Here is a 21,452-nt window from a genome sequence, read left to right as displayed (position 1 = left end):
CACGTTCTTGCCATCGCGGGTGTGATGGGTGGAGCATCGACCAATGCGCATCAGTGTCGATCCGCTCCACCCCGTCACCTCGGGCTCCACCACCCGCGAGACCACCCCGAAACCCGCCCGTGACTCGAGCGTGCAGACCGTCGCGAAGACCCTGGCGATCCTCGAGGCGGTCGCCGAACGCGGCAGCGCCACCGCCAAGGAGATCGCCGAGGTCCTCGGCTTCCCGCTCCCCACGGCGTACCGCCTCCTGCACGCCCTCGTGCACGCCGAGTACCTGGTGCACCGGCGGGAGGAACGGCGCTTCGAGCTGAGCCACAAACTCGAGGCCCTCGCCCGCTCGGCCCGGTCGAACGGAGCCACCGTCCAGGCGGACGGGTGACACACCGGGTCCACAACAGACCCGACTTGTCCCTCGAACAGGGGGCACAGCACGATGGCATGACATTCGATGAGAGGAATCGTCATGCAGCATCACGCTCTCCGAGCACTCACCATCACCGCAGCCGCCGCCCTCACCCTGGTGGGCGGGTCCCTCGGCGCGACCACCGCCAACGCCGCCACCGCGTCGCCGCAGGTCATCGGCGGCGAGCAGGCGCCGGACACGCCGTGGGAGGTGCAGCTCGTCTTCCAGCAGGGCGGCACCGCCAGCTACGGCTGCACCGGCGAGGCCCTCAACGCCGAGTGGGTCCTCACCGCGAACCACTGCGTCGACGGCACCACCGCGATGAACGTCTACCACTCGAACAGCACCGCCGACCGGGGCCCCGCGACCGCCGCCGACGAGCTGTACAGCGCACCCGAGGGCGACATCGCCCTCGTGCACCTCTCCACCCCGGTCACGTTGAGCTCGTACGCGCAGCTCGATCTCGGCTACGCGACGAAGACGTCGGGCACGGGCACGATCATGGGCTACGGCAACCGGGCGGACAGCGAGCCGACCGACGGGCTCTACCAGGCGAGCGTGTCGCTCTCCGGGCACTCCACGGACGCGTACTCCGGTGACGCGCAGCACGTGACGGGGATCTCGGGAGCGTCGAACCACGGCGACTCCGGCGGGCCGCTCATCGTCGGCGGCGAGGTCGTCGGTGTCTGCTCCACCGGTGACGTCGCCGACCCGGGCTCGAACACGAACGCCGGGTCGAACTACGCGATCCTGTCGCAGAGCGGCGACTGGATCGCCCAGACCGCAGGCCTGTAGCCGGCAGGCCGGGTCGCGTCGTCGGACGCGACCGCAGGTCGGACGGGAGGCACGGTGCGGGCCCGCACCGTGCCTCCCGTCCGTCCGTGGATCGCGCCCGTCCGCGCCGCCCGTCCTGATCGGCATTCCGGCGGCGGCATGCGTTCCCGCGAGCGGGCAAAATACCAGGGTCGGCACGCATGCCCACCCGGGTATTTCGCCCGCTCGCCGGTCGTGGGCCCCGCGGGTTGGTAAGCATGGTGCATGAGCGAACTCGCGCCGCCCGCTGCCGGAACCCGAGCGATCGTCCTCGGAGGTGGTGGAGTCGCCGGGATCGCGTGGGAGCTCGGGGTCCTCTCGGCACTCGAGGACGCCGGCGTGGACCTCGCCGCAGCCGACCTCGTGGTGGGCACCAGCGCCGGCAGCGTCGTCGGGACCTTCGTGCGCAGCGGGAGTGTCCGCGGCGCGTTCGAGCAGCAGATCGCGCCGCTGCCGACGAGCTACGAGGAGCCCGGCGTCATCGACGGCGAGGCGATCCAGCAGCAGATCGGGCAGGTGCTCGCCGGCGCGACCTCCGAGCAGGACGGCCGCGCACGACTCGGCCACGCGGCGCAGCAGGTGACCGCCGGGCAGTCGGACGACGAGCGCGCCGCCACGTTCTCGGAGACCCTGCCGTCGACCACGTGGCCGGACCGCCCGCTCGCGATCACGACCATCGACGCGACCGACGGCACCTTCCACGTCCTCACCGCTGCCGACGGTGTCCCGCTCCCCCGCGCCGTCGCCGCAAGCTGCTCGGTGCCGTTCGTGTGGTCACCCGTCCACATCGAGGGGCGGCCGTACATCGACGGCGGGATGCGCTCGGCGACGAACGCCGACGTCGCCGCCGGGTACGAGCGCGTCCTGGTCATCGCCTGCGGCCCCGAGGCTCCGTCTCCGCTCGGGCCGTGGCTCGACCAGTCCGTCGAGGCGCTCCGCGCGGGTGGGTCGAGCGTCGAGGTCGTCGTCGCGGACAGCGCCTCGACGCAGGCGTTCGGCGCGAACTCGCTGTCGTTGTCGACCCAGCGACCGAGCGCCGAGGCTGGTCGCGCGCAGGCCTCCGCGATCGCGGACCGGATCGCGGAGTTCTGGGCCGCGAGCTAGACGAACGCGGCGGCTAGACGAACGCGGCCTGGCCCGTGATCGCCCGTCCGACGATGAGGGTGTTCACCTCGCGGGTGCCCTCGTACGAGTAGATCGCCTCGGAGTCGGCGAAGAACCGCGCGACGCCCTTGTCGAGCACGATGCCGTTGCCGCCCTGCACCTCGCGGCACCATGCGACCGTCTCGCGCATCCGCGCCGTCGCGAACGCCTTCGCCAGCGCCGAGTGCTCGTCGCCGCCGACGCCGGCGTCCTGCATCCCCGACGCCTGGGTGCAGAGCGCGATCGACGCCGTGATGTTCGCGAGGGACTTCACGAGGAGGTCCTGCACCATCTGGTGCGCGGCGATGGGCTTGCCGAACTGGATCCGTTCGCGAGCGTACGCGAGTGCCGCCTCGTACGCGCCGACCGCGATGCCAACGGCCTGCCACGCGACCTCGGTACGGGTCAGGCGGAGCACCTCGGCCGTGGTGCGGAACGACGTCGCACGCTGCAGCCGGCGGGACTCGGGGACCCGGACGCCCTGCATCACGATGTCGGCGTTCTGCACGCCGCGGAGCGCGATCTTGTCCTCGATCTTCGTCGCGGTGAACCCGGGGGTGTCCGTCGTGACGAGGAAGCCCTTGACCTGCCCGTCCGCGACGTCCTTCGCCCAGATCACGACGACGTCCGCGAACGTGGCGTTGCCGATCCAGCGCTTCTCGCCGTCGAGGACCCACTCGTCACCCTCGCGCCGCGCGGTGGTACGCAACCCCTTCGCGGAGTCGCTGCCCGAGTACGGCTCGGTGAGGCCGAACGCCCCGATCAGCTCGCCGGCGGCCATGCGAGGCAGCCACTCCTGCTGCTGCTCGTCGCTGCCGGCGACGGCGATCGAGTTCATCGCGAGGCCGGACTGGACGCCGATGAACGTGGCCACGCTGGCGTCGACGCGACCGAGCTCGAGCGCCGCCCACCCGCGGTACACGGCCGAGTTCTCGAACTGCCGCACGAGCGGGACACCCGGCCCGTACATGCCGAGTTCCGCGAGCGGCGTGATGACCTGCATCGGGAACTCGGCGCGCGCCCAGTACTCGTCGGCGATGGGCGCGACGTCGCGCTCGAGGTACTCCCGGAGTCGCCCGATCGACGCCCGCTCCTGGTCGGTCAGCTGCAGCGCGAAGCCGTAGAAGTCCGATTCGAGCAGGGTCGTGGTGGGCGTCGTCGTTGACATGGGACCAACGATGCATCATTCTCGGAAACGTTGCAAGGGAGGCTCGCGTGTACACATCGGATTCCGCGCTGCGCGCCTTCCGGGAGGCTCGTCACACCTTCATCGCCGGGTCCAGGATCGACATGGGCGCCCTGGCCGCGTCGCTCGGCGTGGACCGCACGTCGCTGTTCCGGTGGGTGGGCAACCGTGACCGGTTGCTGTCCGAGATCCTCTGGTCCCTCGCCGTCCCGACGCTCGACGCCGCTTCCCGATCGGCGGCGCAATCCGGTGCCGAGCGGGTTGTCGACGTGCTCGACCGGTTCACCGCCGACCTCATCGCCGCGCCGTACTTCCGGGCGTTCCTGACGAGGGAGCCCGCCCGTGCGCTGCGGCTCCTCACCACCTCGGACAGCGATGTCCAGAGCAGGCTCGTCACCGCGATCACGGCGCTGGTGGCGGACTCGTTCGACCCGTCCCCGCTGTCCGCCGAGGAGCTCGCGCGGCTGCTCGTGCGGATCTCCGAGTCGTTCACCTACGCCGACCTCATCTCCGGCGAGACCCCAGACCCCGCACGAGCCCGAGCGACCTTTTCGTACGTGCTGCGTATCTGACGTATCAGCGGAGGAATTTTTCTGCTACGTTTCCCAGTGCCGGACCAGGGGGTCCGTCCGCGTCAGCGATGACGCCACCAGATTGGGGAATCATGCGAATTCGTTTCATCACAGCCGCAGTCACTCTCGCCGCAGCGGGTGCGCTCGCGGTACCGACCGCCGCGAGCGCGACTCCGGTCGCCGCGACGACGACCGCGAACCCGGTCCTCGAGGAACACCGCGTGGCGATGCCGTCCGTCGGTTCCATCGCACCGAACTACACGGTGACGCCGGAGGGCGGCGGCTCGTGGACGTATGGGACGAACGGCCCGAACAACACGGCGTTCTCGAACTTCTACCACGCGTCCCGGAGGCACGGATCCTCGGTCCAGAACGGCCAGGGCCACGTCTCACGGAGTCCGGACACCGCGGGCGGTGCGACGGCGAAGTCGTCCATCACGAAGACCTTCGCCGGCAACAACGCCTACTACCGGTTCGTCAAGTAGACCGATCAGGACCAGGCCCCCGGATCGGTGACGATCCGGGGGCCGCTCCGACGAAATGTTCCGGACACTCATCGCGGGGACCGTCGCGCTCGTCCTCGGGCTCGCGTTCCTCGTCACAGCAGTCCTCGACGACCTCGCGCCCGCCGGTTCGACCGACATCATCACCGTCTGGGACGCCGACGCCTCCGACGACGGCGCCTTCCAGCGCCTTGTCGGTGATTTCGCCGCCGAGCACGACATGACCGTCCTGAAGGAAGAGCGAACCGACTCCGGAACCGGCGTCAGGCGAACGGAGTACGTCACGAACCGCGGAGCCATTCGCGGATTCGGTGCACTCGACCACGATGTCGCGGGCTTCGATCCGACGCTCGTCACCACGTTCCGGCCGATCGCAGACCTTCCCGATGATCAGATCAACGGGATGTACGTCACCGATGCGGGCAGCGTGTCCGCGCGGGCGTTTGCGGCTTCGATGTCGGACGCCGGCGTCGCTGTGACGGTGAACCCGCTGTCGCCGCTTTTCGTCTCGCTCTGGATCGTCAGCGAGGTCCCCGCAGTCCCACTCACGGGGTGTCTCGTGGTCGCGATGATGATCGGTGTCGCCGGCTGGCAGGCTTCCCGCCGCAACGCCGTCGCGATCGCCGCTTCCCACGGTCGCGGCGTCCTGCGGTCCGCGAGCCTCGATGCCGTCGCGATCGCCGCACGCGTCGTCGTCTGCGGTCTCGCCGGCATCGGTCTCGCAGCCACGGTGCTCACGATCGTCAACGGTGGGGCTCGACTCGGGACGTTCGTCGTCACCGCAGGACTCGGCATCGTCGCGTCCGGGGCGATCCTGGCGTTCGTCACGCTCGCCACGGCGGTGGTTCCCGCCAACTCGATCACCCGGAGCATCGCCGGCGAGCGTCCGTGGCGCACCCTGCTCGTCGTCGCGATGGTCGGCAACGTCGTCGCCCTCGCGCTGTCATCCGGAGCGGCCGCCTCCGCGTGGCGCAGCGTCGAGCTCGCACGGCTCGACACGTCGGAGCGCGGCATGTGGCGCACGTCGCTCGACGACGTTCAGCTGCGGTTCCAGTCGTCGTTGGCCGAGTTGGACGCGGCCGAGGTCGGACTGGCTGGCGTGTACACGCGTCTGGACGCCACCGGGTCTGCGATCCTCGCCGACCACCCGATCGCACCGGACCCGACGCGCCATGATCCGAACGACGGCAACGTCCTCATCGTGAACGCGCAGTACCTGCGGGAGCAGCCGATCCTTTCTCCCGCTGGCAGCCGGGTGGTCCCGGCGCAGCTCGATCCCGACGCGCTCACCCTGCTCGTCCCGGAAGGTGTGCGACTGACGGGTGGCGAGCGTCGTGCGTGGCGGGACTTCCTGTCGTTCCAACGCGAGAACTCGACCGACCCCGGAGCGATCCCGACCACGATCGACATCGACGAGGTCCGTGTCGAACAGGGTCGGGTGTTCGACTACGCCACGGACGACATCGCGGCGACCAGCACGCTCGAGTCTCCCGTCGTCGCCGTCGTGCCGGCTTCGACTGTCTCCATGTCGGAGAACTACCTGACCTCGAACATGACGACCGGCGAGATCGTCTTCACCGACGAAGCTGCGTTGCGGTCAGACCTGGAGGCGCACGGGCTGACCCGCAGTGTCGCCACGATCGAGCCGCTGCGGGACTTCGTGACCTACCGATCCGCCGTGATCGACCGTGGGCTCCGATACGCGGTCGCGGCGCTCATCGTGGTCCTCCTCGTGCTCCTGTGGTCCGCCGCGCTCACCGGTCGCGCGGTCACGATGATCCGGAGTCGCCGCACGATGATCGGGCTCCTGTACGGCCGTCGGCTCTCCGTCGCCGCGGCCCCGGTCCTTGCACTCCCACTGACGGTCATCGCCGCGACGACCGTGGCCCTCATCGTCGCCGGACCACAGGTGAGCGCGCCGTCGGTGTTCGCGAGCGCCGCAGTCGACATCCTGTTCGTGTCGGTCACGATCGCCCGACGGCTTCACAAGGAGGAACTGCGATGAGCAACGAAGCCATCCGTGCTGCGTCACTCGGCAAGGCGCACGGCGGGACACCGCTGTGGTCCGACGTCACGTTCGCCGTGCCAGCCGGCAGCTCGCTCGCCATCACCGGGCCGAGCGGGAGCGGGAAGTCGACGATGCTGCGCTGCCTCGGGCTCCTGTCGCCGCTCGACACCGGCACGATCGAGATCGAGGGTCACGATGTGACGAACGTCCGAGGGCGGCAGCGCTCGGCGTTGTTCCGATCGACGATCGGTCACCTGTTCCAGAACAGCGCGCTGGAGGACAACTGGTCGGTTCGGCAGAACCTCGACGTCGCGTTCATCGGATCATCGACGAAGCGCCGCGACCGCGCGCTCCTCCGACGTGCCGCGCTGTCGTCTGTCGGGCTGAACCGTGCGGAGGGAGCGAAGGCACACACCCTGAGCGGCGGTGAGCGTCAACGCCTCGCACTCGCACGACTCTTCATCCGCAGGCCGCCGGTCGTCTTCGCGGATGAGCCCACCGCGGCACTCGACGTGACCACCGGCGCGGAGGTGCTCGCTCGGCTCTCCGAACTCCGAGATGACGGCGCGGCCATCGTCGTGGCAACGCACGACCCGGCCGTCATGGCGTGGGCTGACGACGGGCTCGACCTTTCTCCGAGAGGATGAGGGTCACCGATCGGAGACCGATGACCATCGACGAGTACCCGTTCCGCCGCACCTACCCCACGCGGTGGAACGACAACGACATGTTCGGGCACGTGAACAACACGATCTACTACAGCGCGATGGACAACGCGTCGACCTACTGGTTCCGCTCGGAAGCCGGGCTCGACCCGTTCACGTCGGAGTGGATCGCCGTGCTGGTCTCGTCGAGCTGCCGGTTCGTCGAGTCCGCCGTGTGGCCGGACGTCATCGAGGTGGGGATGCGCTCCAAGCACCTCGGGAACACGAGCCTGTCGTGGGAGTTCGGCCTGTTCCGGCAGTCCGACGGTGCGCTGCTCGCGACGGGTGAGTTCGCGCACGTCATCATCGACCGCGAGGGTGCCCGCCGCCCGATCCCCCTGCCGGAGTCCCTCCGCGCGCTCGTCACGTCGACGATGGTGTCCGTCGACGCCTGACCGCGTCCGCGGCGATCGTCGCCTGCGCCGCGCGGGCCGTCAGCCCTTCAGCGCGGCGAGCTCCAGGTTGATATCGTCGGGGTCCTGCACGGACAGGATCACCATGCCGGCGTCGCCGAGGTCCGTCACCTCGCCGTGCTCGACCCCCGCGGCGTCGAGTCGCGCGGCCGCCTGGTGCAGTTCGTCGACCGAGCCGACGACGAAGCTCACGTGGTCGAGTCCGACCGTGTCCGGGTCGAACCGCTGCCCAGCCGGTGCGACGGGACGCAGCCCGAACACCTGGTCACCGAGCCGGAAGACGCTGCCGCCGTAGAAGCGTTCGCGGTCCTGCAGGATGCCAGGCTCGTCGACCTGGTCGCTGAAGTCGATCGCCGGGTCGGTGCCGAGCAGCTGCTGGTAGAACGCCTTGCTGCGGTGGATGTCGGTCACCGTGACGCGGACATGGGCGAGGGCGGAGGGACGGGCGAACGGTTCTGTCATGAGCCCGACCCAACGCCCGCTCCCTCGGAGCGCCCCGTGCCCGCGCGCCGACCGGACAGCGCCCACGAACCGCAGACACGTCGCGCCCCGGTACGGACATCGCGCCCCGCCAGGACGGGGCGCGATGTCCACACGGGGGCGCGATCCGGCAGCAGACGCGAGGGACCAGCCGGCCCCGGCGTCAGAGCAGCTCGTCCGTCAGGTGGTTCGGCGTGCCGAAACGGTGCGCGGTGATCGACACCGCCTGCTCGCGGAGGAACGGCAGCAGCTCGATGCGCCCGGCCTCGGTGACCGGCTCGGCGTACACCGCGATGTCAGGGCGCCCATCGACCGCGGAGTACAGCGACGACGCGGACCCGCCGATGAGGCGCACCCGGGTCGACGGGCCTGCGGCCACGCGAGCCCCGAACGCCGCGTCGGACTCCGACGACGTGACCGACCGCACACAGTCGAGCGCGGCGATCGCAGCCGGCACGTCGCCCACCGAGGAGACGTCGATCATCGTCCCCGCTCGGAGCGCAGCAGCGACGACACGAACCAGATCGTCCGACGAGGACGTCCCGGACGCAGACGACGACGCCACCCGCACGTGCACGCCCGGGTACGGCAGGTACCGCGCGACGTTCCGCTCCGCCGACAGCGCGGACACGTCCACCGCGGTCCCGAAGAAGGACGTCCACGCGAGCTCGTCGGACGCCACGGCTCGGGACACCGAGGACGACGAGACACCGGAGTCGCGGACGAACGCCGCGACCGCTGCCGACACGGGAGCACCCGCGGTTGCCGGAGCGGGAGCCCAGGAGCCCAGCCCGAACAGGTAGTTCACGCCGCCGGCCTTGGTCCCGGCACCGACGGCCGACTTCTTCCACCCGCCGAACGGCTGCCGGCGCACGATCGCCCCGGTGATGCCGCGGTTGACGTAGAGGTTGCCCGCATCGATGCGCGACAGCCACGTGCCGATCTCCGACGGGTCGAGCGAGTGCAGCCCCGAGGTGAGGCCGTAGTCGACCTCGTTGACGATGTCGATCGCCTCGTCGAGGGTCGACGCGGTCATGATGCCGAGGATCGGGCCGAAGTACTCCGTGCGGTGGAAGGCGGAACCGCGCGCAACGCCGGCGCGCACGCCCGGGCTCCACAGACGACCGGACTCGTCGAGCTGCCGAGGCTGCACGGCCCAGCGCTGCCCGGGCTCGAGCGTGGTCAGCCCCTCGAGCAACTTGCCCTCCGCCGGCGAGACGACCGGCCCCATCTGCGAGGTCGGGACGGTCGGGTAGCCGACCGTGAGCGACGACACCGCGTCGAGGAGCTGCGACCGGAAGCGCCGTGACTTCGCGACCGAGCCGACGAGCACCACGAGGGACGCCGCCGAGCACTTCTGCCCCGCGTGCCCGAACGCCGACGCCACGACGTCCTTCACGGCGAGGTCGAGGTCCGCCGACGGCGTCACGATGATCGCGTTCTTGCCAGAGGTCTCGGCGAGGAGCGGCAGGTCCTTCCGGAACGACCGGAACAGCGACGCCGTCTCGTACGCGCCGGTCAGGATCACGCGGTCGACGAGCGGCGAGGACACGAGCGACTCCCCCAAGGAGGACTCGGGAACGTCCATGAACGCGAGCACGTCGGCGGGCGCGCCCATCGCGTCGAGCGCCGTGTCGATCACCGAAGCCAGCACGGCCGCGCACCGGGCAGCGGGCGGCGCGGGCTTCAGCACGACGGCCGACCCGGCGGCGAGCGCGGCGAGCGTGGACCCGGCGGGGATCGCCACGGGGAAGTTCCACGGCGGCGTGACGAGGGTCAGCGCAGCCGGCGAGAACGTCGCACCGTCGACGTCGTCGAGCGACGCCGCGAGCTCGCCGTAGAAGTGGGCGAAGTCGATCGCCTCGGAGACCTCGGGGTCGGCCTGGTCGATGGTCTTCCCGGTCTCGGACGCCATCACCTCGACGAGGGCAGCGCGGTTCGCCTCGAGCGCGTCGCCGACGGCGTGGAGCACCGCGCCACGCGCCGGACCGGACCAGGTCCCCCAGACGGAACCAGCGGCGCGGACGCGCTCCAGGGCGGACGTGAGTTGCGACTCCGACTCGACCCGAGCCTCCCGGACGGCCGACTCGCCCAGCGTCGACGACTCGACCCGAGCGGTGATCGCCGCACCCCATTCGCGCACGGCGGCGACCGACGGGTCGCTGTCCGGCGTGTTCTCGAAGTGGCCTGGTGCCGGGCGGCCGACGGCGGCGTACCGGTCGGCAACACGGTGCGAATCCGGCGCGTCGAGCCCACCGGGGAGCGACAGCGGCGCCAGGGACGCGCGGAACCGCGACTCCTCCCGCTCGAACAGCGTCGGCGAGGACTGCAGCGAGAACACCGCTGACATGAAGTTGTCCTGCGACGCGCCTTCTTCGAGCCGACGGATCAGGTACGCGATCGCGACGTCGAACTCACCCGGGTGGACGACCGGCGTGTACAGCAGCAGGGACCCCACCGTGCGACGGACCGCGGCGGCCTGCCCCTGTGCCATCCCGAGCAGCATCTCGAACTCGATGCCGTCGCGGACACCGCGCTCCCCGGCGAGCAGCCAGGCGTGCGCGACGTCGAACAGGTTGTGCCCGGCGACGCCGACCCGCACGTTCGCGATCCGGTCCGGGGTGAGCGCCCAGTCGAGCACCCGCTTGTAGTTCGTGTCGGAGTCCTGCTTGGTGTGCCAGGTGGCGAGCGGCCAGCCGTGCACCGAGGCCTCGACCTGCTCCATCGGCAGGTTCGCGCCCTTCACCAGGCGCACCTTGATCGCGGCACCGCCACGGGCGCGACGAGCGGCGGACCACTCCTGCAGCTGCTGCATCGCGGAGAGTGCGTCGGGGAGGTACGCCTGCAGGACGATGCCCGCCTCGAGCCCGAGGAACGCGGGCTCGTCGAGGAGCTTCGTGAAGACCGCGATCGTCAGGTCGAGGTCCTTGAACTCCTCCATGTCGAGGTTGATGAACTTGGCGGGCGACGAGGCCGCTGCCCGCGAGAACAACGGGCGGAGCTTGTCGACGATGTCGTCCACCGCGTGGTCGAACGCCCACGGCGAGTGCGGGTGCACCGTCGAGGAGACCTTGATCGACACGTAGTCGACGTCGTCCCGCGCGAGCAGCTTGTGCGTGCCGTCGAGGCGTCGAGACGCCTCGCGCTCACCGAGCACGGCCTCGCCGAGCAGGTTCACGTTGAGCCGGACGCCGTCCTGCTTGATCTTCGCGATGGCCGGACCGAGCTTCGCATCGGTCGCGTCGACGATGAGGTGGCCGACCATGTTCCGCAGCACGCGTCGGGCGATGGGGACGACGACACCCGGGAGGCTCGGTGCCAGTCCGCCACCGAGGCGCACCAGTCCGCGGAGCGCGCTGGGCAGGAACCCGGGTGCGTCCGGCGCGATCTGCTTGAGACGACGTGCTGCGACGCCGAGGTCCTCCGGACGGACGACGCCGTCGACGAAGCCGACGGCGAACGCCAGGCCCTTCGGGTCGGCGAGCACCCCGGCGAGCTGCTTCGCGGACCCGTCGACCGGGTACGTCTCCGCCTCGGCGAGCCACTGTCTGACGAGCGCGACGGACTCGTCGGCGAGGAGGTCGTGGTCGGTCGTGGGCGCAGCGTCGGCGTGCGGCTGGACGTCGGTCATGGCATCAGTGTGCTGCTCCGCGTTTCGGTAGCGGAAGCAACTCTTTCTGATCGGATCCGTTCAGTTCACCTATCCTTTCTGCATGCTCGACGTCCGCCGTCTCGTCCTCCTCCGAGAACTCTCCATCCGGGGCACCGTCGCTGCCGTCGCCGAGGCGCTGAACTTCACCCCGTCGGCGGTGTCGCAGCAGCTCGCGGTCCTCGAACGGGAAGCCGGCGTCCAGCTCCTCCGCAAGGCAGGACGGCGGCTGCAGCTCACCCCGCAGGCGGAGGTCCTCGTGGCCGCGGCGAGCGACGTCCTCGACACCCTGGAGCGTGCCCAGGCGTCGGTCGAGTCGACGCTGACCACGGTGCAGGGACGCATCCGGGTGGCGGTGTTCCAGTCGGCGGCGCTCGCCCTGATGCCGAGCGCGCTCCGGACCATGGCGGTCGAGCACCCCGACGTCCGCGTCGAGATGGTGCAGCGCGAACCGGAGACGGCGCTCGGCGAGACCTGGGCGCGGGACTTCGACATGGTCGTCGCCGAGCAGTACCCGGCGCACGCTGCCCCGCGCTTCCCCGGGCTCGACAGTCGCGACCTGACGACCGACCCCGTGCGGCTCGCACTCCCGCCGGAGGACACGGCCCTCTGGCCGGTGTCGTCCCTCGCCGAGGCCGCCGAGCTGCCGTGGGTCATGGAACCACGAGGGGCCGCATCACGGCACTTCGCCGAGCAGACCTGCCGCCGCGCGGGCTTCGAACCCGACGTCCGCTACGAAACCGCCGACCTGCAGGCCCAGATCCGGCTCATCGAGTCCGGGAACGCCGTCGCACTCATGCCCGACCTCGTCTGGGCCGGTCGGTCCACGAGCTGTCGGTTGCTCGAGCTGCCCGATCCGGCACGTCGCACGCTCTTCACGGCGCAGCGCATCGCGAGCGCCGACTCCCCGGCGGTCTCGGCGTTCCGCGAGGCCCTCGAACGGGCAGCAGCCGCCCCGCGTTCCTGAGCGCTCCATGTCGGAAAATCCCCGATCATGACAAGGTTTGCGGAACTTTTTCCGTTGCCGGATCGTGATCGAACGAGGCGGTTCCTGAGCGCCCGCTCACCCTACGCTCACTGCTGAGCGGCCACTCCGGACCGCCTCGACCGACTCGTTCCTCTGGGGGGAATTGATGACCACACACTCCACGTCGAAGGTCCGCAGGTACGCGGCCGTCGGCACCACCGTCGCGATGCTGGTGGGCTCCGCCGCGATGGGCATCGGCGCGACCGCCGCGTCCGCAGCCGAGACCGGGGACGCCGCGACCGCCGAGCAGGCGCCGATCGCGACGTCGACACCGACGCCGACGCCGACGCCGACGGACACGCCGACACCCGAGGCGACGTCGACACCGACACCCATGCCGCCGACCGAGACCGCGCCGCCACCACCGGCAGCACCGGCAACACCAGCAGCACCGGCCGCTCCAGCCGAGTCCGCCACACCGCGCCCGCTCGCGGCCGCTGCACCGGAGGCGAGCGCGGACGCTGCGACCCCGGCCGGAACGGTCACGATCACGGGGACGCCGCGCGCGTGGCAGACCCTCACCGCCGACACGGCCGGATGGCCCGAGGGCACGACCTTCACCTACGAGTGGCACTTCCACCACCCGGTCCTCTCGGACCGCAACCCGGGCACCGACCGCACCTACATCGTGGACCCGGAACAACGTGACGGGACGCTGGACGTCACGGTGACCGGCACCGCGCCCGGGATGGCACCGACGACGGTCACGAGCGCTCCGAGCGCTCCGGTCGTCACCCTGCCCGACGACCTGCAGTTCACCTACGGCGACCGCACCGTGCGGGTCACCGTCGGCGAACCGTTCTCGATCCCGCTCTCACCCGCATCGAACCCCGATCTGGAGTTCTTCGCGAACGGCCAGATCCAGGGCATGCCGGACCCGAGCGTGCTGCCCGCCGGCGTGACCCTGTCCCGCGACGGTGTCCTCTCCGGAACACTCTCGTCGACCTTCGTCCCCGGCGACATCTGGATCCACGTGTCCACCCCGCGCCACCCGAACGGCGGACTGTCCGAACGGCTGATCCTCGTCGTCGAGCCCGACCCGAACGGCACGCCGCTGCAGTTCGGGGAAGGCGCCACCGAAGACGCACCACTCGAGCTCGAGTCGACCGCCGGCGAGCCGTTCGCCCACACGTTCACCGCGACAGGCGGCACCGAGCCGGTCCGCTACGAGCTCGTGCAGTCGGACGCCGTCCCGCTCCCCGACGGGTATGCGCTCGATCCCACGACTGGTGTGCTGCGCGGGACGAGCACCGACGTGAACCACTTCTCCTTCCAGGTCGTCGCGACGTCCGGCGACGAGCGCGCGGTCACGTTCGTCGGCCTGCACGTCGGTCCCGCTGCGGCCGCCGCGCTCCGCGTCTTCGCGGACCTCGCGGGTGACGCCGAGCAGCGATCGTGGACCATCGAACCGGACGGGTCGGTATCGGCGCTCTGGTACCCGAACGGAGCGCAGCGCGACCCCGAGCGGTCCACCGGCGACGGTCCGACCGTCCGGCAGGGCGGCGCGCTGCTGCTGAAGGCGGCCCCGGTCGACCGGTTCGGCAACTACACGAGCGCGCTCGAGGTCCCGGCGGAGGACTGGGTCTTCCCGACGGTCACGAGTGACATCGGGTCCGACCGTGTCTCGACGAACGGGCTCAGCGTGCAGGTCGCCTTCCCGCACGCCTCGACCCACACCCTGACGGTGAGGAGTGCGGGTGTGAGCACCTCCTTCGCGGTCACGGTCCTGCCGGTCGCATCCGCATCGGGAGGGCTCGCGTACACGGGAGCCGACACGACCAGGCCGCTGACGTGGGCCCTCGGCCTCCTCGGAGCCGGCGCAGCCCTGCTCGTGCACCGGGTTCGCCGCCGCCGCGCCTGATCGCGCACGTCGAACGGGGGCGGGTCCGATCGGGCCCGCCCCCATCCGCGTCGTGATCCGCCGCGAACCCCCAACCCGGGTCACATTCCGGACAGCCGTGTTCCTGCGGGTGCGCGCTTATCAGTACGATCCGAGCACGCCTGAGATTCTCGGCGGATTCTTACGATCCGGCACCCGTCCGGACCCGAACACTGGGGGAACCCGTGCACCGCAGCACCTCCGGTGTCCGACGCGCCTGCGCCGTCGGCACCACGATCGCACTCATCGGCCTGACCACCGGCCTCGGCATGGTCACCGCGACCGCCGCGTACGCCGACGACTCGGCGCCCGCCGTCTCCGCGCCCGTCGACCCGAACGCGCAGACGAACACCGACACCACGCCCGCTTCATCGGAGACGCCGACGACGCCCTCCGCCGACGAGTCAGGCACCGACGAGCCCGGCGCCGAGCCCACGACCCCGGTGTCGACCGACCCCGTGCCGTCGACGGACCCGGGTGCCTCGACCACGACGGACAAGACCGACTCGGCGGGCAAGCAGGCCCCGACCACATCGTCGACCGCCACGGACTCGGCGGTCTCGCCGAAGCTCGCCGTGGCCTCCGACGCGAAGATCGTCGGCGACGCCAAGGTCGGCACCACCCTCCGCGTCGACGCCCCAGAACTGAGCGGCACCTACCAGTACGCCTGGTCGACCGACGGCGGGCAGACCGTCGCGGAGATCACGCCGACCTACGCGGTGACGACCGCCGACCTCGGCAAGCGGATCTCCGTCCTGGTCACCGACGGGAACGGGAACACCGCGACCGCTGAGACCGACGTCGTCACCGAGGACGTCGCGTACGACACGAAGACGACCGCCGACGCTCCGCGCAGGATCGAGGTCACGGCGGGCGACACGCTCGACGAGACCTTCGCCGTGTCGAAGGGCAGCGGCGACGTCACCTACGCCATCGGCTACACCGACCCGGACAGCTCGGACCCGACCGACCCGGACGACCAGCCCGAGTCCTACCTGCCGTACGACACGGTCTTCGATGCTGCGACCGCGACACTGCGCGGCGAGGTCACGGCCGCGAGCACCTTCGACTTCACGGTCGTCGCCTCGAACGGCACCTCGACCGCGACGCAGTACGTCGAGGTCGTCGTCGACCCGGGTGCTGCGGTGGGCGTCATGGCCTCCGCGACCGACACCTCGGCCCAGGACGCGTTCGACGGCGTCCACCCGACCAACTCGTGGATCATCGAGCCGAACGGGGCGATCACCACGATCTCCTTCCCGGCCGACCTGGACGCCGAGCCGACCATCACCGACGGTGGACAGCCGACCGTGCAGCAGGGCGGCTCGCTGTGGGTGGACGGCTCCCCCGTTGACGAGTTCGGCAACAGCACGGTCGAGTTCGACGACGACGGCAACTTCCCGATGGCGACCGTGACGAGCGACCACGCAGACGACCAGATCGCCTGGGACGACGACTCGTTCTCGACCAAGGTCACCTTCCCGCACGCGTCCACCCACGTGCTGACGGTCGCCGAGGACGGGCTCTCCGTCTCCTTCCCCGTCACGGTGAACCCGACCGTGGTGACGGCCCCGGTCGCAGCGGTCACGCCGACGACGGCCAAGGGCCAGCTCGCCTACACCGGCTCGGACGCCACCGGCGCCCTGCCGTGGGCGCTCGCGATGCTCGCCGCCGGTGCCGGCCTGGTCGGCCTGCGCGCGCTGCGTCGCCGCACCCAGCGCTGATCCGCACCCAGCGCTGATCTGCACAGCGCCGGTCGACCGTCCAGGCCGACCGGCGCTGTCGCGTTCCACGGTCCGGACGGGAGGCTCCTGCCGGAGTCCGGTAGGAGCCTCCCGTCCGTCCTGTGGCCGCGACCAGCGCCGGAGCCGTGAGGACACACCGGTGCGGCAGCGCACACTCGGAACGGGTCGCCGCGGATGCGGGAGGCCCCGAGCGGGCGGGCCTCGGCCCACCCATGACCCGAGGAGTGCACATGGCAAGCGGAGTCGCAGCAGTGTGGGTACCGGTGACCGACATGGACCGGGCGGTGGCCTTCTACCGGGACGCCCTCGGTCTCACCGTGACGAGCCAGGACGCCGACTGGTCGGAGATCGACGCGAACGGCCTGATGATCGGGCTGAACGGCCGCGAGGACGCCTCCGGCTCCGTCGACGGCGGCGCGGTGATCACCTTCCAGCCGGACGGCACCATCGATGCCGAGGTCGAGCGGCTGAGCGACGCGGGCGTCGACTTCACGGGCGGCATCTCGGACCACGAGTGGGGTCGTATCGCCCCGTTCAAGGACTCGGAGGGCAACGACCTGCAGTTCTACGCACCGCCGACTGCCTGATCGCCCGCCGGAGGACGGCGGACGTCGATAGCGTTGGGGCATGCCCACGCTGCTCCAGATCGACTCGTCCGCCGACCCCTCCCACTCCCGTTCCCGTGCGCTGACCGCTGCGTTCGCGGACGCGTGGCGCGCCCGAGGTCCGGAGTACACCGTGGTGCACCGGGACCTGCACACGGCACCGCTCCCGCACCTGGAGAGCTCGGCACTGCACTGGGCAGCCGCCGACCGCACCGCCGAGGAGTCCGTCGCGCCCGAGGCCGAAGCGCTCCGCCAGGAGATCATCGACGAGCTGCTCGACGCCGACGCCGTCGTGGTCGGATCGCCGCTCTACAACTACACGGTGCCGTCGTCGCTCAAGGCCTGGATCGATCGCATCCACGTGCCTGGGGTCCTCGCGCCCGCGTTCGACGGGGACGCACAGCCCCTCGCCGGCAAGCCCGTCGTGACGATCGTCAGCCGCGGGGCGACCTACGACGCCGGTACCCCGACCGAGCACTGGGACCACGGCTCGCCCGTGCTGGAGCTCATCCTCGGGACCGCCCTGGGGATGCGTCAGTACCCGATCACGGTGAGCGCCACGCTCGCGGACCGGCTCCCGGCGCTCGCCCCGCTGGCCGACCACGCGGCCGCCGAGTTCCACGACGCCAAGACGACGCTGGAGCGCCTCGCCACCACGGTCGTGTGACCACGGTCGTCTGACCACGGTCGTCTGACCGGCTCAGGTGGGGCGGATCTCGTCGCCCCGCCCGAGCAGGTCGGCGTGGAACGCGGTCTGCGTCAGCGCGCTCGCGAGCAGGAACCCCGTCATCGACTCGATGCCGCCACTGAACGGCACGCGCGACGCGACCTCGAACAGCGTCGGGGCGTCCAGCGTGTCGAGCGCCTCGGCGACGTGGCGACTCCGTTCTTCCCGGTGCCGGACGAGGGTCTGCGCGCGGGACACCACGTCGCGGAACCGGTACTCGTGCCCCGGGCACACCTCGAGGTCCGCGTACGGGTCGAGCTTCGCCAACGACGCCAGGTAGTCCCCGAGCGGGTTCGAGTCGGTGCGGCCGCCGAGCCCGATGCCGGAGTTGATCCGCGGCAGCACGTGGTCGCCCGTGAAGAGCAGCCCGTCGGCTTCGTCGAGGAAGCAGAGGTGCCCTGCGGTGTGCCCCGGCGTCCAGAGCGACCGGATCGTCCGCCCGGCGATGGGCAGCAGGTCCCCGTCGTCGAGCAGGACGTCGGCGTACGGCGGCTCGATCGCGCCGAGCCCGATGTGCCGACCCGCTCCCCACGCTGCGGTGAGTCCGTCGCGCAGCTCGTGCGGGACGCCCCACGTGGCGATCTCGGCCTCGTGCGCTGCGGCGTCGTCGCGCTCGTGGTCGAGTGCCCGGACCTCGGCTGCGTGCATCGCGATGGGCGCCCCGGACATCCGTCGGACGGCGGTCGCGGCGCCGAGATGATCGGCGTGCAGGTGTGTCACGGCGACCAGTCCGACGTCCTGCACCGACCGGCCGATCGACCGGAGCCCGGCGTCCAGGACGTCGAGCGCGCCGTCGTCGCTCCACCCGGGGTCGATGAGCGCCAGGGAGCCGTCCGTGGCCTCGACGACGTACACGAGCGTGGCGTCGGGCACGCCGAACCGGAAGGGGACGGCGAGCGTCCAGAGGCCGGGGCGGACCTCCTCGACCGGGGGCAGCACCCCTTCGGCGAGCGCCCGGGCCTGCACGGGACTGATCGGCGTCGGACTCGGCGCAGCCGGCGGAACGGTCGTCACCCGGCCACCCTAGCGAGCCGGACCGGTGCACCCGGATGCCCCGAGCCTCCGGGCCGCGTGCGCGACAGCGCGTACACATGACCCATGGAGATCGCACCGATGCTCGCCAAGGCCGTCCCCGAGGTACCGGAACCGGACCGTGTGACGGGCGGCCTCCGGTACGAACCGAAGTGGGACGGGTTCCGGGGCATCGTGACGATCGACGGCGACGACGTCGAGATCGGCAGTCGTGGTGCGAAGCCACTCACCCGGTACTTCCCCGAGTTGGTCGAGGCGTTCCGCACCCAGTTCGGCGGGCGTGACCACCCGGTGGTCCTCGACGGCGAGGTCGTGCTACGCGCCGGCGAACCCGGACACGAGCGGCTCGACTGGGAAGCACTGTCCCAACGCATCCACCCGGCCGAGTCCCGCATCCGGAAGCTCAGTGCGGAGACCCCCGCGCAGTTCGTGGCCTTCGACCTGCTGGCTGCGGGCGGCGAGCAGCTCGTGGACCTGCCGTTCGACGAGCGGCGTGCCCGGCTGGAGGCCCTGGCCGACGAACTCGCCGACCCGCTGTTCGTGACGCGGACCACCCTCGACGTGGACCTGGCGCGCGAGTGGCTGACGACGTTCGAGGGTGCCGGGCTCGACGGCGTCGTCGCGAAGCCCCGGGCTCGGCCCTACGAGCCCGGCAAACGATCGATGTTCAAGGTCAAGCACCACCGGACGGCGGACGTCGTCGCGATCGGGTACCGCGTGCACAAGAGCGGGAGCGGGGTCGGTTCGCTGTTGGTCGGGTTGTACGGGGAGGACGGCGAGCTCCGGCAGGTCGGTGGCGTGTCCGCCTTCTCCGACAAGCGCCGACTCGCGCTGGTCGAGGAGCTCGACCCGGTGGTCCTCCGCGACGCGGACGGGAGGCCCGTGACCGGTGACGGGGAGAAGTCGCGGTTCTCGTCGGGTCGCGACACGTCCTTCGTCCGGCTGTCGCCGGAAAGGGTCCTGGAGGTCCGGTACGACCAGATGGAGGGCGCGCGGTTCCGGCACACGGTGCAGTTCGAGCGCTGGCGGCCGGACCGCGATGCCCGGTCGTGCGGCTTCGAGCAACTCGAGGTCCCCGCTGCCTACGACCTGCGCGACGTGCTGTCCTGACTGGTGTTGCCGCTTCGTGATGTCCGATCTCCGAACTAGTTAGCCAAACTAGTAACTTCGTGGAATGATCGGATCACGGCAGCCGACCAGGGTGCCACCACGGATCGGAGCGGACCGACATGAGCAACGCAACTCTCGTCCGACACACCCAGCGCAGCCCGCTGAGCGAGGTCCGCGAAGCACGTCACCAGCGCATGCTGCAGCTCAGCGCAGTCGTCAGCGGCATCGCCGGCGTGACCGCCACCGCGCTCGCACTCGTCACGATGGGGCTCGGCGCATGATCGTCGACGGCATCAGCGAGGCACACCGCCCCACGTGGTCCAAGCTGGCGCGGTTGCACTCCGCCACGATCGTGCTGCCGATGCACACGACCCGCGTCGAGGACGTGCTCCCGGACGACTCCGCGCTCTAGGCCTTCTTCGCCCGGGACGGCTGGACGCGCGGGGGCTCGCCGGGCATCTTCGGGAAGTCGGGCGGGAACGGCAGCTCACCGAGACCGTCCTCCAGGTCACGTTCCCACCACGCCAGCAGTGGCGCGATCGACGACGACTCCGCGCCCATCGTCTCCCACGGGTCCCCTGTTCCCCGCAGCCGGTCGGGCATCGTCAGCACCGTGAACGCGGTCGGGTCCGCATCCGGGAGTTCGTCCCACGTGATCGGTGCCGAGACCGAGGCGTGCGCCAACGCCCGAGGACTGTAGGCACCCGCCATCGTGCGGTCACGGTTCGCCTGGTTGAAGTCGACGAACACCCGGCTCCCCCGTTCCTCCTTCCACCACGCCGTCGTCACCCGGTCGGGCATCCGCCGTTCGAGTTCGCGTGCCGCGGCGATCACGGCGTGCCGGACGTCCAGGAACTCGTACTCGGGGACGATCGGTGCGAAGACGTGCAGCCCGCGGTTCCCGCTCGTCTTGATCCACGCGGTGAGCCCGACCTCGTCGAGGACCCTCCGCAGTTCCTCGGCGACGCGGACGGTGTCGTGGAAGTCGGTGCCGGGCTGCGGGTCGAGGTCGATCCGGAGCTGGTCCGGGTGGTCGCTGTCCGAGGCCCTGGACGCCCACGGGTGGAACACGACGGTGTTCATCTGTGCTGCCCACACCGCCACGGCCGGTTCGTCGAGCACGAGCTGCGGGTGCTGCCGACCGCTCGGGTACGTCACCGTCACGGAGCGGACGTAGTCGGGCGCGCCCTTCGGCGGGTTCTTCGAGAAGAACTGCTCGCCGTCCACACCACCGGGGAACCGCTGCAGCGACACCGGGCGGTCCCCGTTCGCCCGGACGAACGCGTCTCCCACGGTGACGAGGTAGTTCGCGAGGTCGAGCTTCGTGACGCCGGCGTCCGGCCAGAGCACGCGCGACGGGCTCGTCAGTCGGACCTCCCGGTCGCCGTCGGGCCCCGGAACGGTCAGCGTCGTCGCTTCGCTCGCCATGCAGCGGAACCTACACCGGCCGCGC

21 protein-coding genes are annotated in these 21,452 nt (G+C 70.8%); 16 read left to right on the top strand and 5 right to left on the bottom strand.

Features of this window, described 5'->3' with window-relative positions:
• The first annotated feature begins 43 nt into the window (after positions 1–43).
• From ACIPJ2_RS08130 to ACIPJ2_RS08120, 3 genes are all read left to right on the top strand, one after another.
• Complete coding sequence (locus ACIPJ2_RS08130; RefSeq protein WP_402728397.1) at positions 44–379, top strand: helix-turn-helix domain-containing protein; 336 nt, start codon at positions 44–46, stop codon at positions 377–379.
• A gap of 84 nt (positions 380–463) precedes the next feature.
• Complete coding sequence (locus ACIPJ2_RS08125) at positions 464–1,198, top strand: S1 family peptidase (RefSeq protein WP_402728396.1); 735 nt, start codon at positions 464–466, stop codon at positions 1,196–1,198.
• A gap of 243 nt (positions 1,199–1,441) precedes the next feature.
• Positions 1,442–2,320 (top strand): patatin-like phospholipase family protein, encoded by an 879-nt coding sequence (locus ACIPJ2_RS08120; RefSeq protein WP_402728395.1) that lies wholly within the window; start codon positions 1,442–1,444, stop codon positions 2,318–2,320.
• Positions 2,321–2,333: 13 nt separating this feature from the next.
• On the opposite strand, the gene ACIPJ2_RS08115 is transcribed toward ACIPJ2_RS08120, so the two are convergent.
• Positions 2,334–3,527 (bottom strand): acyl-CoA dehydrogenase family protein, encoded by a 1,194-nt coding sequence (locus ACIPJ2_RS08115; RefSeq protein ID WP_402728394.1) that lies wholly within the window; start codon positions 3,525–3,527, stop codon positions 2,334–2,336.
• 47 nt (positions 3,528–3,574) lie between these two features.
• On the opposite strand from ACIPJ2_RS08115, the gene ACIPJ2_RS08110 reads away from it, so the two are divergent.
• From ACIPJ2_RS08110 to ACIPJ2_RS08090, 5 genes are all read left to right on the top strand, one after another.
• On the top strand, positions 3,575–4,117 hold the full coding sequence (locus ACIPJ2_RS08110; protein ID WP_402728393.1) for a QsdR family transcriptional regulator: 543 nt from the start codon (positions 3,575–3,577) through the stop codon (positions 4,115–4,117).
• Positions 4,118–4,209: 92 nt separating this feature from the next.
• On the top strand, positions 4,210–4,602 hold the full coding sequence (locus ACIPJ2_RS08105; RefSeq protein WP_402728392.1) for a lactococcin 972 family bacteriocin: 393 nt from the start codon (positions 4,210–4,212) through the stop codon (positions 4,600–4,602).
• Positions 4,603–4,657: 55 nt separating this feature from the next.
• Complete coding sequence (locus ACIPJ2_RS08100) at positions 4,658–6,625, top strand: hypothetical protein (RefSeq protein ID WP_402728391.1); 1,968 nt, start codon at positions 4,658–4,660, stop codon at positions 6,623–6,625.
• Positions 6,622–7,275: an ABC transporter ATP-binding protein gene (locus tag ACIPJ2_RS08095; RefSeq protein WP_402728390.1), complete on the top strand. Its 654-nt coding sequence runs from the start codon at positions 6,622–6,624 to the stop codon at positions 7,273–7,275. Before ACIPJ2_RS08100 ends, ACIPJ2_RS08095 begins: the two co-directional genes overlap by 4 nt.
• A 20-nt stretch (positions 7,276–7,295) precedes the next feature.
• Positions 7,296–7,727, top strand: coding sequence for an acyl-CoA thioesterase (locus ACIPJ2_RS08090; protein ID WP_402728389.1), 432 nt, complete (start codon positions 7,296–7,298; stop codon positions 7,725–7,727).
• 39 nt (positions 7,728–7,766) lie between these two features.
• Here the strand turns inward: ACIPJ2_RS08090 and ACIPJ2_RS08085 are convergent, their stop codons facing one another.
• Together ACIPJ2_RS08085 and ACIPJ2_RS08080 are read right to left on the bottom strand one after the other, a co-directional pair.
• The gene (locus ACIPJ2_RS08085; RefSeq protein ID WP_402728388.1) at positions 7,767–8,207 is read right to left on the bottom strand and encodes a VOC family protein; all 441 of its coding nucleotides are present in this window, start codon (positions 8,205–8,207) and stop codon (positions 7,767–7,769) included.
• Positions 8,208–8,388: 181 nt separating this feature from the next.
• Positions 8,389–11,856: a bifunctional proline dehydrogenase/L-glutamate gamma-semialdehyde dehydrogenase gene (locus ACIPJ2_RS08080; RefSeq protein WP_402728387.1), complete on the bottom strand. Its 3,468-nt coding sequence runs from the start codon at positions 11,854–11,856 to the stop codon at positions 8,389–8,391.
• Between the two features lie 82 nt (positions 11,857–11,938).
• On the opposite strand from ACIPJ2_RS08080, the gene ACIPJ2_RS08075 reads away from it, so the two are divergent.
• From ACIPJ2_RS08075 to ACIPJ2_RS08055, 5 genes are all read left to right on the top strand, one after another.
• Complete coding sequence (locus ACIPJ2_RS08075) at positions 11,939–12,841, top strand: LysR family transcriptional regulator (protein WP_402728386.1); 903 nt, start codon at positions 11,939–11,941, stop codon at positions 12,839–12,841.
• Between the two features lie 166 nt (positions 12,842–13,007).
• Positions 13,008–14,762 (top strand): putative Ig domain-containing protein, encoded by a 1,755-nt coding sequence (locus ACIPJ2_RS08070; protein ID WP_402728385.1) that lies wholly within the window; start codon positions 13,008–13,010, stop codon positions 14,760–14,762.
• A 203-nt stretch (positions 14,763–14,965) separates the two neighbouring features.
• Positions 14,966–16,504: a hypothetical protein gene (locus ACIPJ2_RS08065; RefSeq protein WP_402728384.1), complete on the top strand. Its 1,539-nt coding sequence runs from the start codon at positions 14,966–14,968 to the stop codon at positions 16,502–16,504.
• 251 nt (positions 16,505–16,755) lie between these two features.
• Positions 16,756–17,112, top strand: coding sequence for a VOC family protein (locus ACIPJ2_RS08060; protein WP_281264117.1), 357 nt, complete (start codon positions 16,756–16,758; stop codon positions 17,110–17,112).
• Positions 17,113–17,152: 40 nt separating this feature from the next.
• A complete protein-coding gene (locus ACIPJ2_RS08055) occupies positions 17,153–17,797 on the top strand; it encodes an FMN-dependent NADH-azoreductase (RefSeq protein ID WP_402728383.1) in 645 nt (214 codons plus the stop codon).
• A 33-nt stretch (positions 17,798–17,830) separates the two neighbouring features.
• Here the strand turns inward: ACIPJ2_RS08055 and ACIPJ2_RS08050 are convergent, their stop codons facing one another.
• Positions 17,831–18,871, bottom strand: a complete 1,041-nt coding sequence (locus tag ACIPJ2_RS08050) for an MBL fold metallo-hydrolase (protein WP_402728382.1) — start codon at positions 18,869–18,871, stop codon at positions 17,831–17,833.
• 84 nt (positions 18,872–18,955) lie between these two features.
• On the opposite strand from ACIPJ2_RS08050, the gene ACIPJ2_RS08045 reads away from it, so the two are divergent.
• From ACIPJ2_RS08045 to ACIPJ2_RS08035, 3 genes are all read left to right on the top strand, one after another.
• A complete protein-coding gene (locus ACIPJ2_RS08045; protein WP_402728381.1) occupies positions 18,956–19,999 on the top strand; it encodes an ATP-dependent DNA ligase in 1,044 nt (347 codons plus the stop codon).
• A gap of 119 nt (positions 20,000–20,118) precedes the next feature.
• A complete protein-coding gene (locus ACIPJ2_RS08040) occupies positions 20,119–20,280 on the top strand; it encodes a hypothetical protein (protein ID WP_281264113.1) in 162 nt (53 codons plus the stop codon).
• Positions 20,277–20,411, top strand: coding sequence for a hypothetical protein (locus ACIPJ2_RS08035; RefSeq protein ID WP_281264112.1), 135 nt, complete (start codon positions 20,277–20,279; stop codon positions 20,409–20,411). Before ACIPJ2_RS08040 ends, ACIPJ2_RS08035 begins: the two co-directional genes overlap by 4 nt.
• On the opposite strand, the gene ligD is transcribed toward ACIPJ2_RS08035, so the two are convergent.
• Positions 20,408–21,427 carry a non-homologous end-joining DNA ligase gene (ligD, locus tag ACIPJ2_RS08030; RefSeq protein ID WP_402728380.1) on the bottom strand — a complete coding sequence of 340 codons (1,020 nt, stop codon included), beginning with the start codon at positions 21,425–21,427 and terminating at the stop codon, positions 20,408–20,410. The genes ACIPJ2_RS08035 and ligD overlap by 4 nt on opposite strands.
• Between the last annotated feature and the right edge of the window lie 25 nt (positions 21,428–21,452).

It is taken from the genome of Curtobacterium sp. NPDC090217 (assembly GCF_044746705.1).
Classification (GTDB): Bacteria; Actinomycetota; Actinomycetes; order Actinomycetales; family Microbacteriaceae; genus Curtobacterium.
Note: the sequence above shows the minus strand (reverse complement) of the source record. Positions and strands in the feature narration are given on the sequence as shown.

Excerpts from the sequence above, each read along its gene's own strand:
- ACIPJ2_RS08130 (WP_402728397.1), top strand. The coding sequence starts at position 44 with ATGCGCATCAGTGTCGATCCGCTCCACCCCGTCACCTCGGGCTCCACC.
- ACIPJ2_RS08125 (WP_402728396.1), top strand. The coding sequence starts at position 464 with ATGCAGCATCACGCTCTCCGAGCACTCACCATCACCGCAGCCGCCGCC.
- ACIPJ2_RS08120 (WP_402728395.1), top strand. The coding sequence starts at position 1,442 with ATGAGCGAACTCGCGCCGCCCGCTGCCGGAACCCGAGCGATCGTCCTC.
- ACIPJ2_RS08115 (WP_402728394.1), bottom strand. The coding sequence starts at position 3,527 with ATGTCAACGACGACGCCCACCACGACCCTGCTCGAATCGGACTTCTAC.
- ACIPJ2_RS08105 (WP_402728392.1), top strand. The coding sequence starts at position 4,210 with ATGCGAATTCGTTTCATCACAGCCGCAGTCACTCTCGCCGCAGCGGGT.
- ACIPJ2_RS08100 (WP_402728391.1), top strand. The coding sequence starts at position 4,658 with ATGTTCCGGACACTCATCGCGGGGACCGTCGCGCTCGTCCTCGGGCTC.
- ACIPJ2_RS08095 (WP_402728390.1), top strand. The coding sequence starts at position 6,622 with ATGAGCAACGAAGCCATCCGTGCTGCGTCACTCGGCAAGGCGCACGGC.
- ACIPJ2_RS08090 (WP_402728389.1), top strand. The coding sequence starts at position 7,296 with ATGACCATCGACGAGTACCCGTTCCGCCGCACCTACCCCACGCGGTGG.
- ACIPJ2_RS08085 (WP_402728388.1), bottom strand. The coding sequence starts at position 8,207 with ATGACAGAACCGTTCGCCCGTCCCTCCGCCCTCGCCCATGTCCGCGTC.
- ACIPJ2_RS08080 (WP_402728387.1), bottom strand. The coding sequence starts at position 11,856 with ATGACCGACGTCCAGCCGCACGCCGACGCTGCGCCCACGACCGACCAC.
- ACIPJ2_RS08075 (WP_402728386.1), top strand. The coding sequence starts at position 11,939 with ATGCTCGACGTCCGCCGTCTCGTCCTCCTCCGAGAACTCTCCATCCGG.
- ACIPJ2_RS08070 (WP_402728385.1), top strand. The coding sequence starts at position 13,008 with ATGACCACACACTCCACGTCGAAGGTCCGCAGGTACGCGGCCGTCGGC.
- ACIPJ2_RS08060 (WP_281264117.1), top strand. The coding sequence starts at position 16,756 with ATGGCAAGCGGAGTCGCAGCAGTGTGGGTACCGGTGACCGACATGGAC.
- ACIPJ2_RS08055 (WP_402728383.1), top strand. The coding sequence starts at position 17,153 with ATGCCCACGCTGCTCCAGATCGACTCGTCCGCCGACCCCTCCCACTCC.
- ACIPJ2_RS08045 (WP_402728381.1), top strand. The coding sequence starts at position 18,956 with ATGGAGATCGCACCGATGCTCGCCAAGGCCGTCCCCGAGGTACCGGAA.
- ACIPJ2_RS08040 (WP_281264113.1), top strand. The coding sequence starts at position 20,119 with ATGAGCAACGCAACTCTCGTCCGACACACCCAGCGCAGCCCGCTGAGC.
- ACIPJ2_RS08035 (WP_281264112.1), top strand. The coding sequence starts at position 20,277 with ATGATCGTCGACGGCATCAGCGAGGCACACCGCCCCACGTGGTCCAAG.
- ligD (WP_402728380.1), bottom strand. The coding sequence starts at position 21,427 with ATGGCGAGCGAAGCGACGACGCTGACCGTTCCGGGGCCCGACGGCGAC.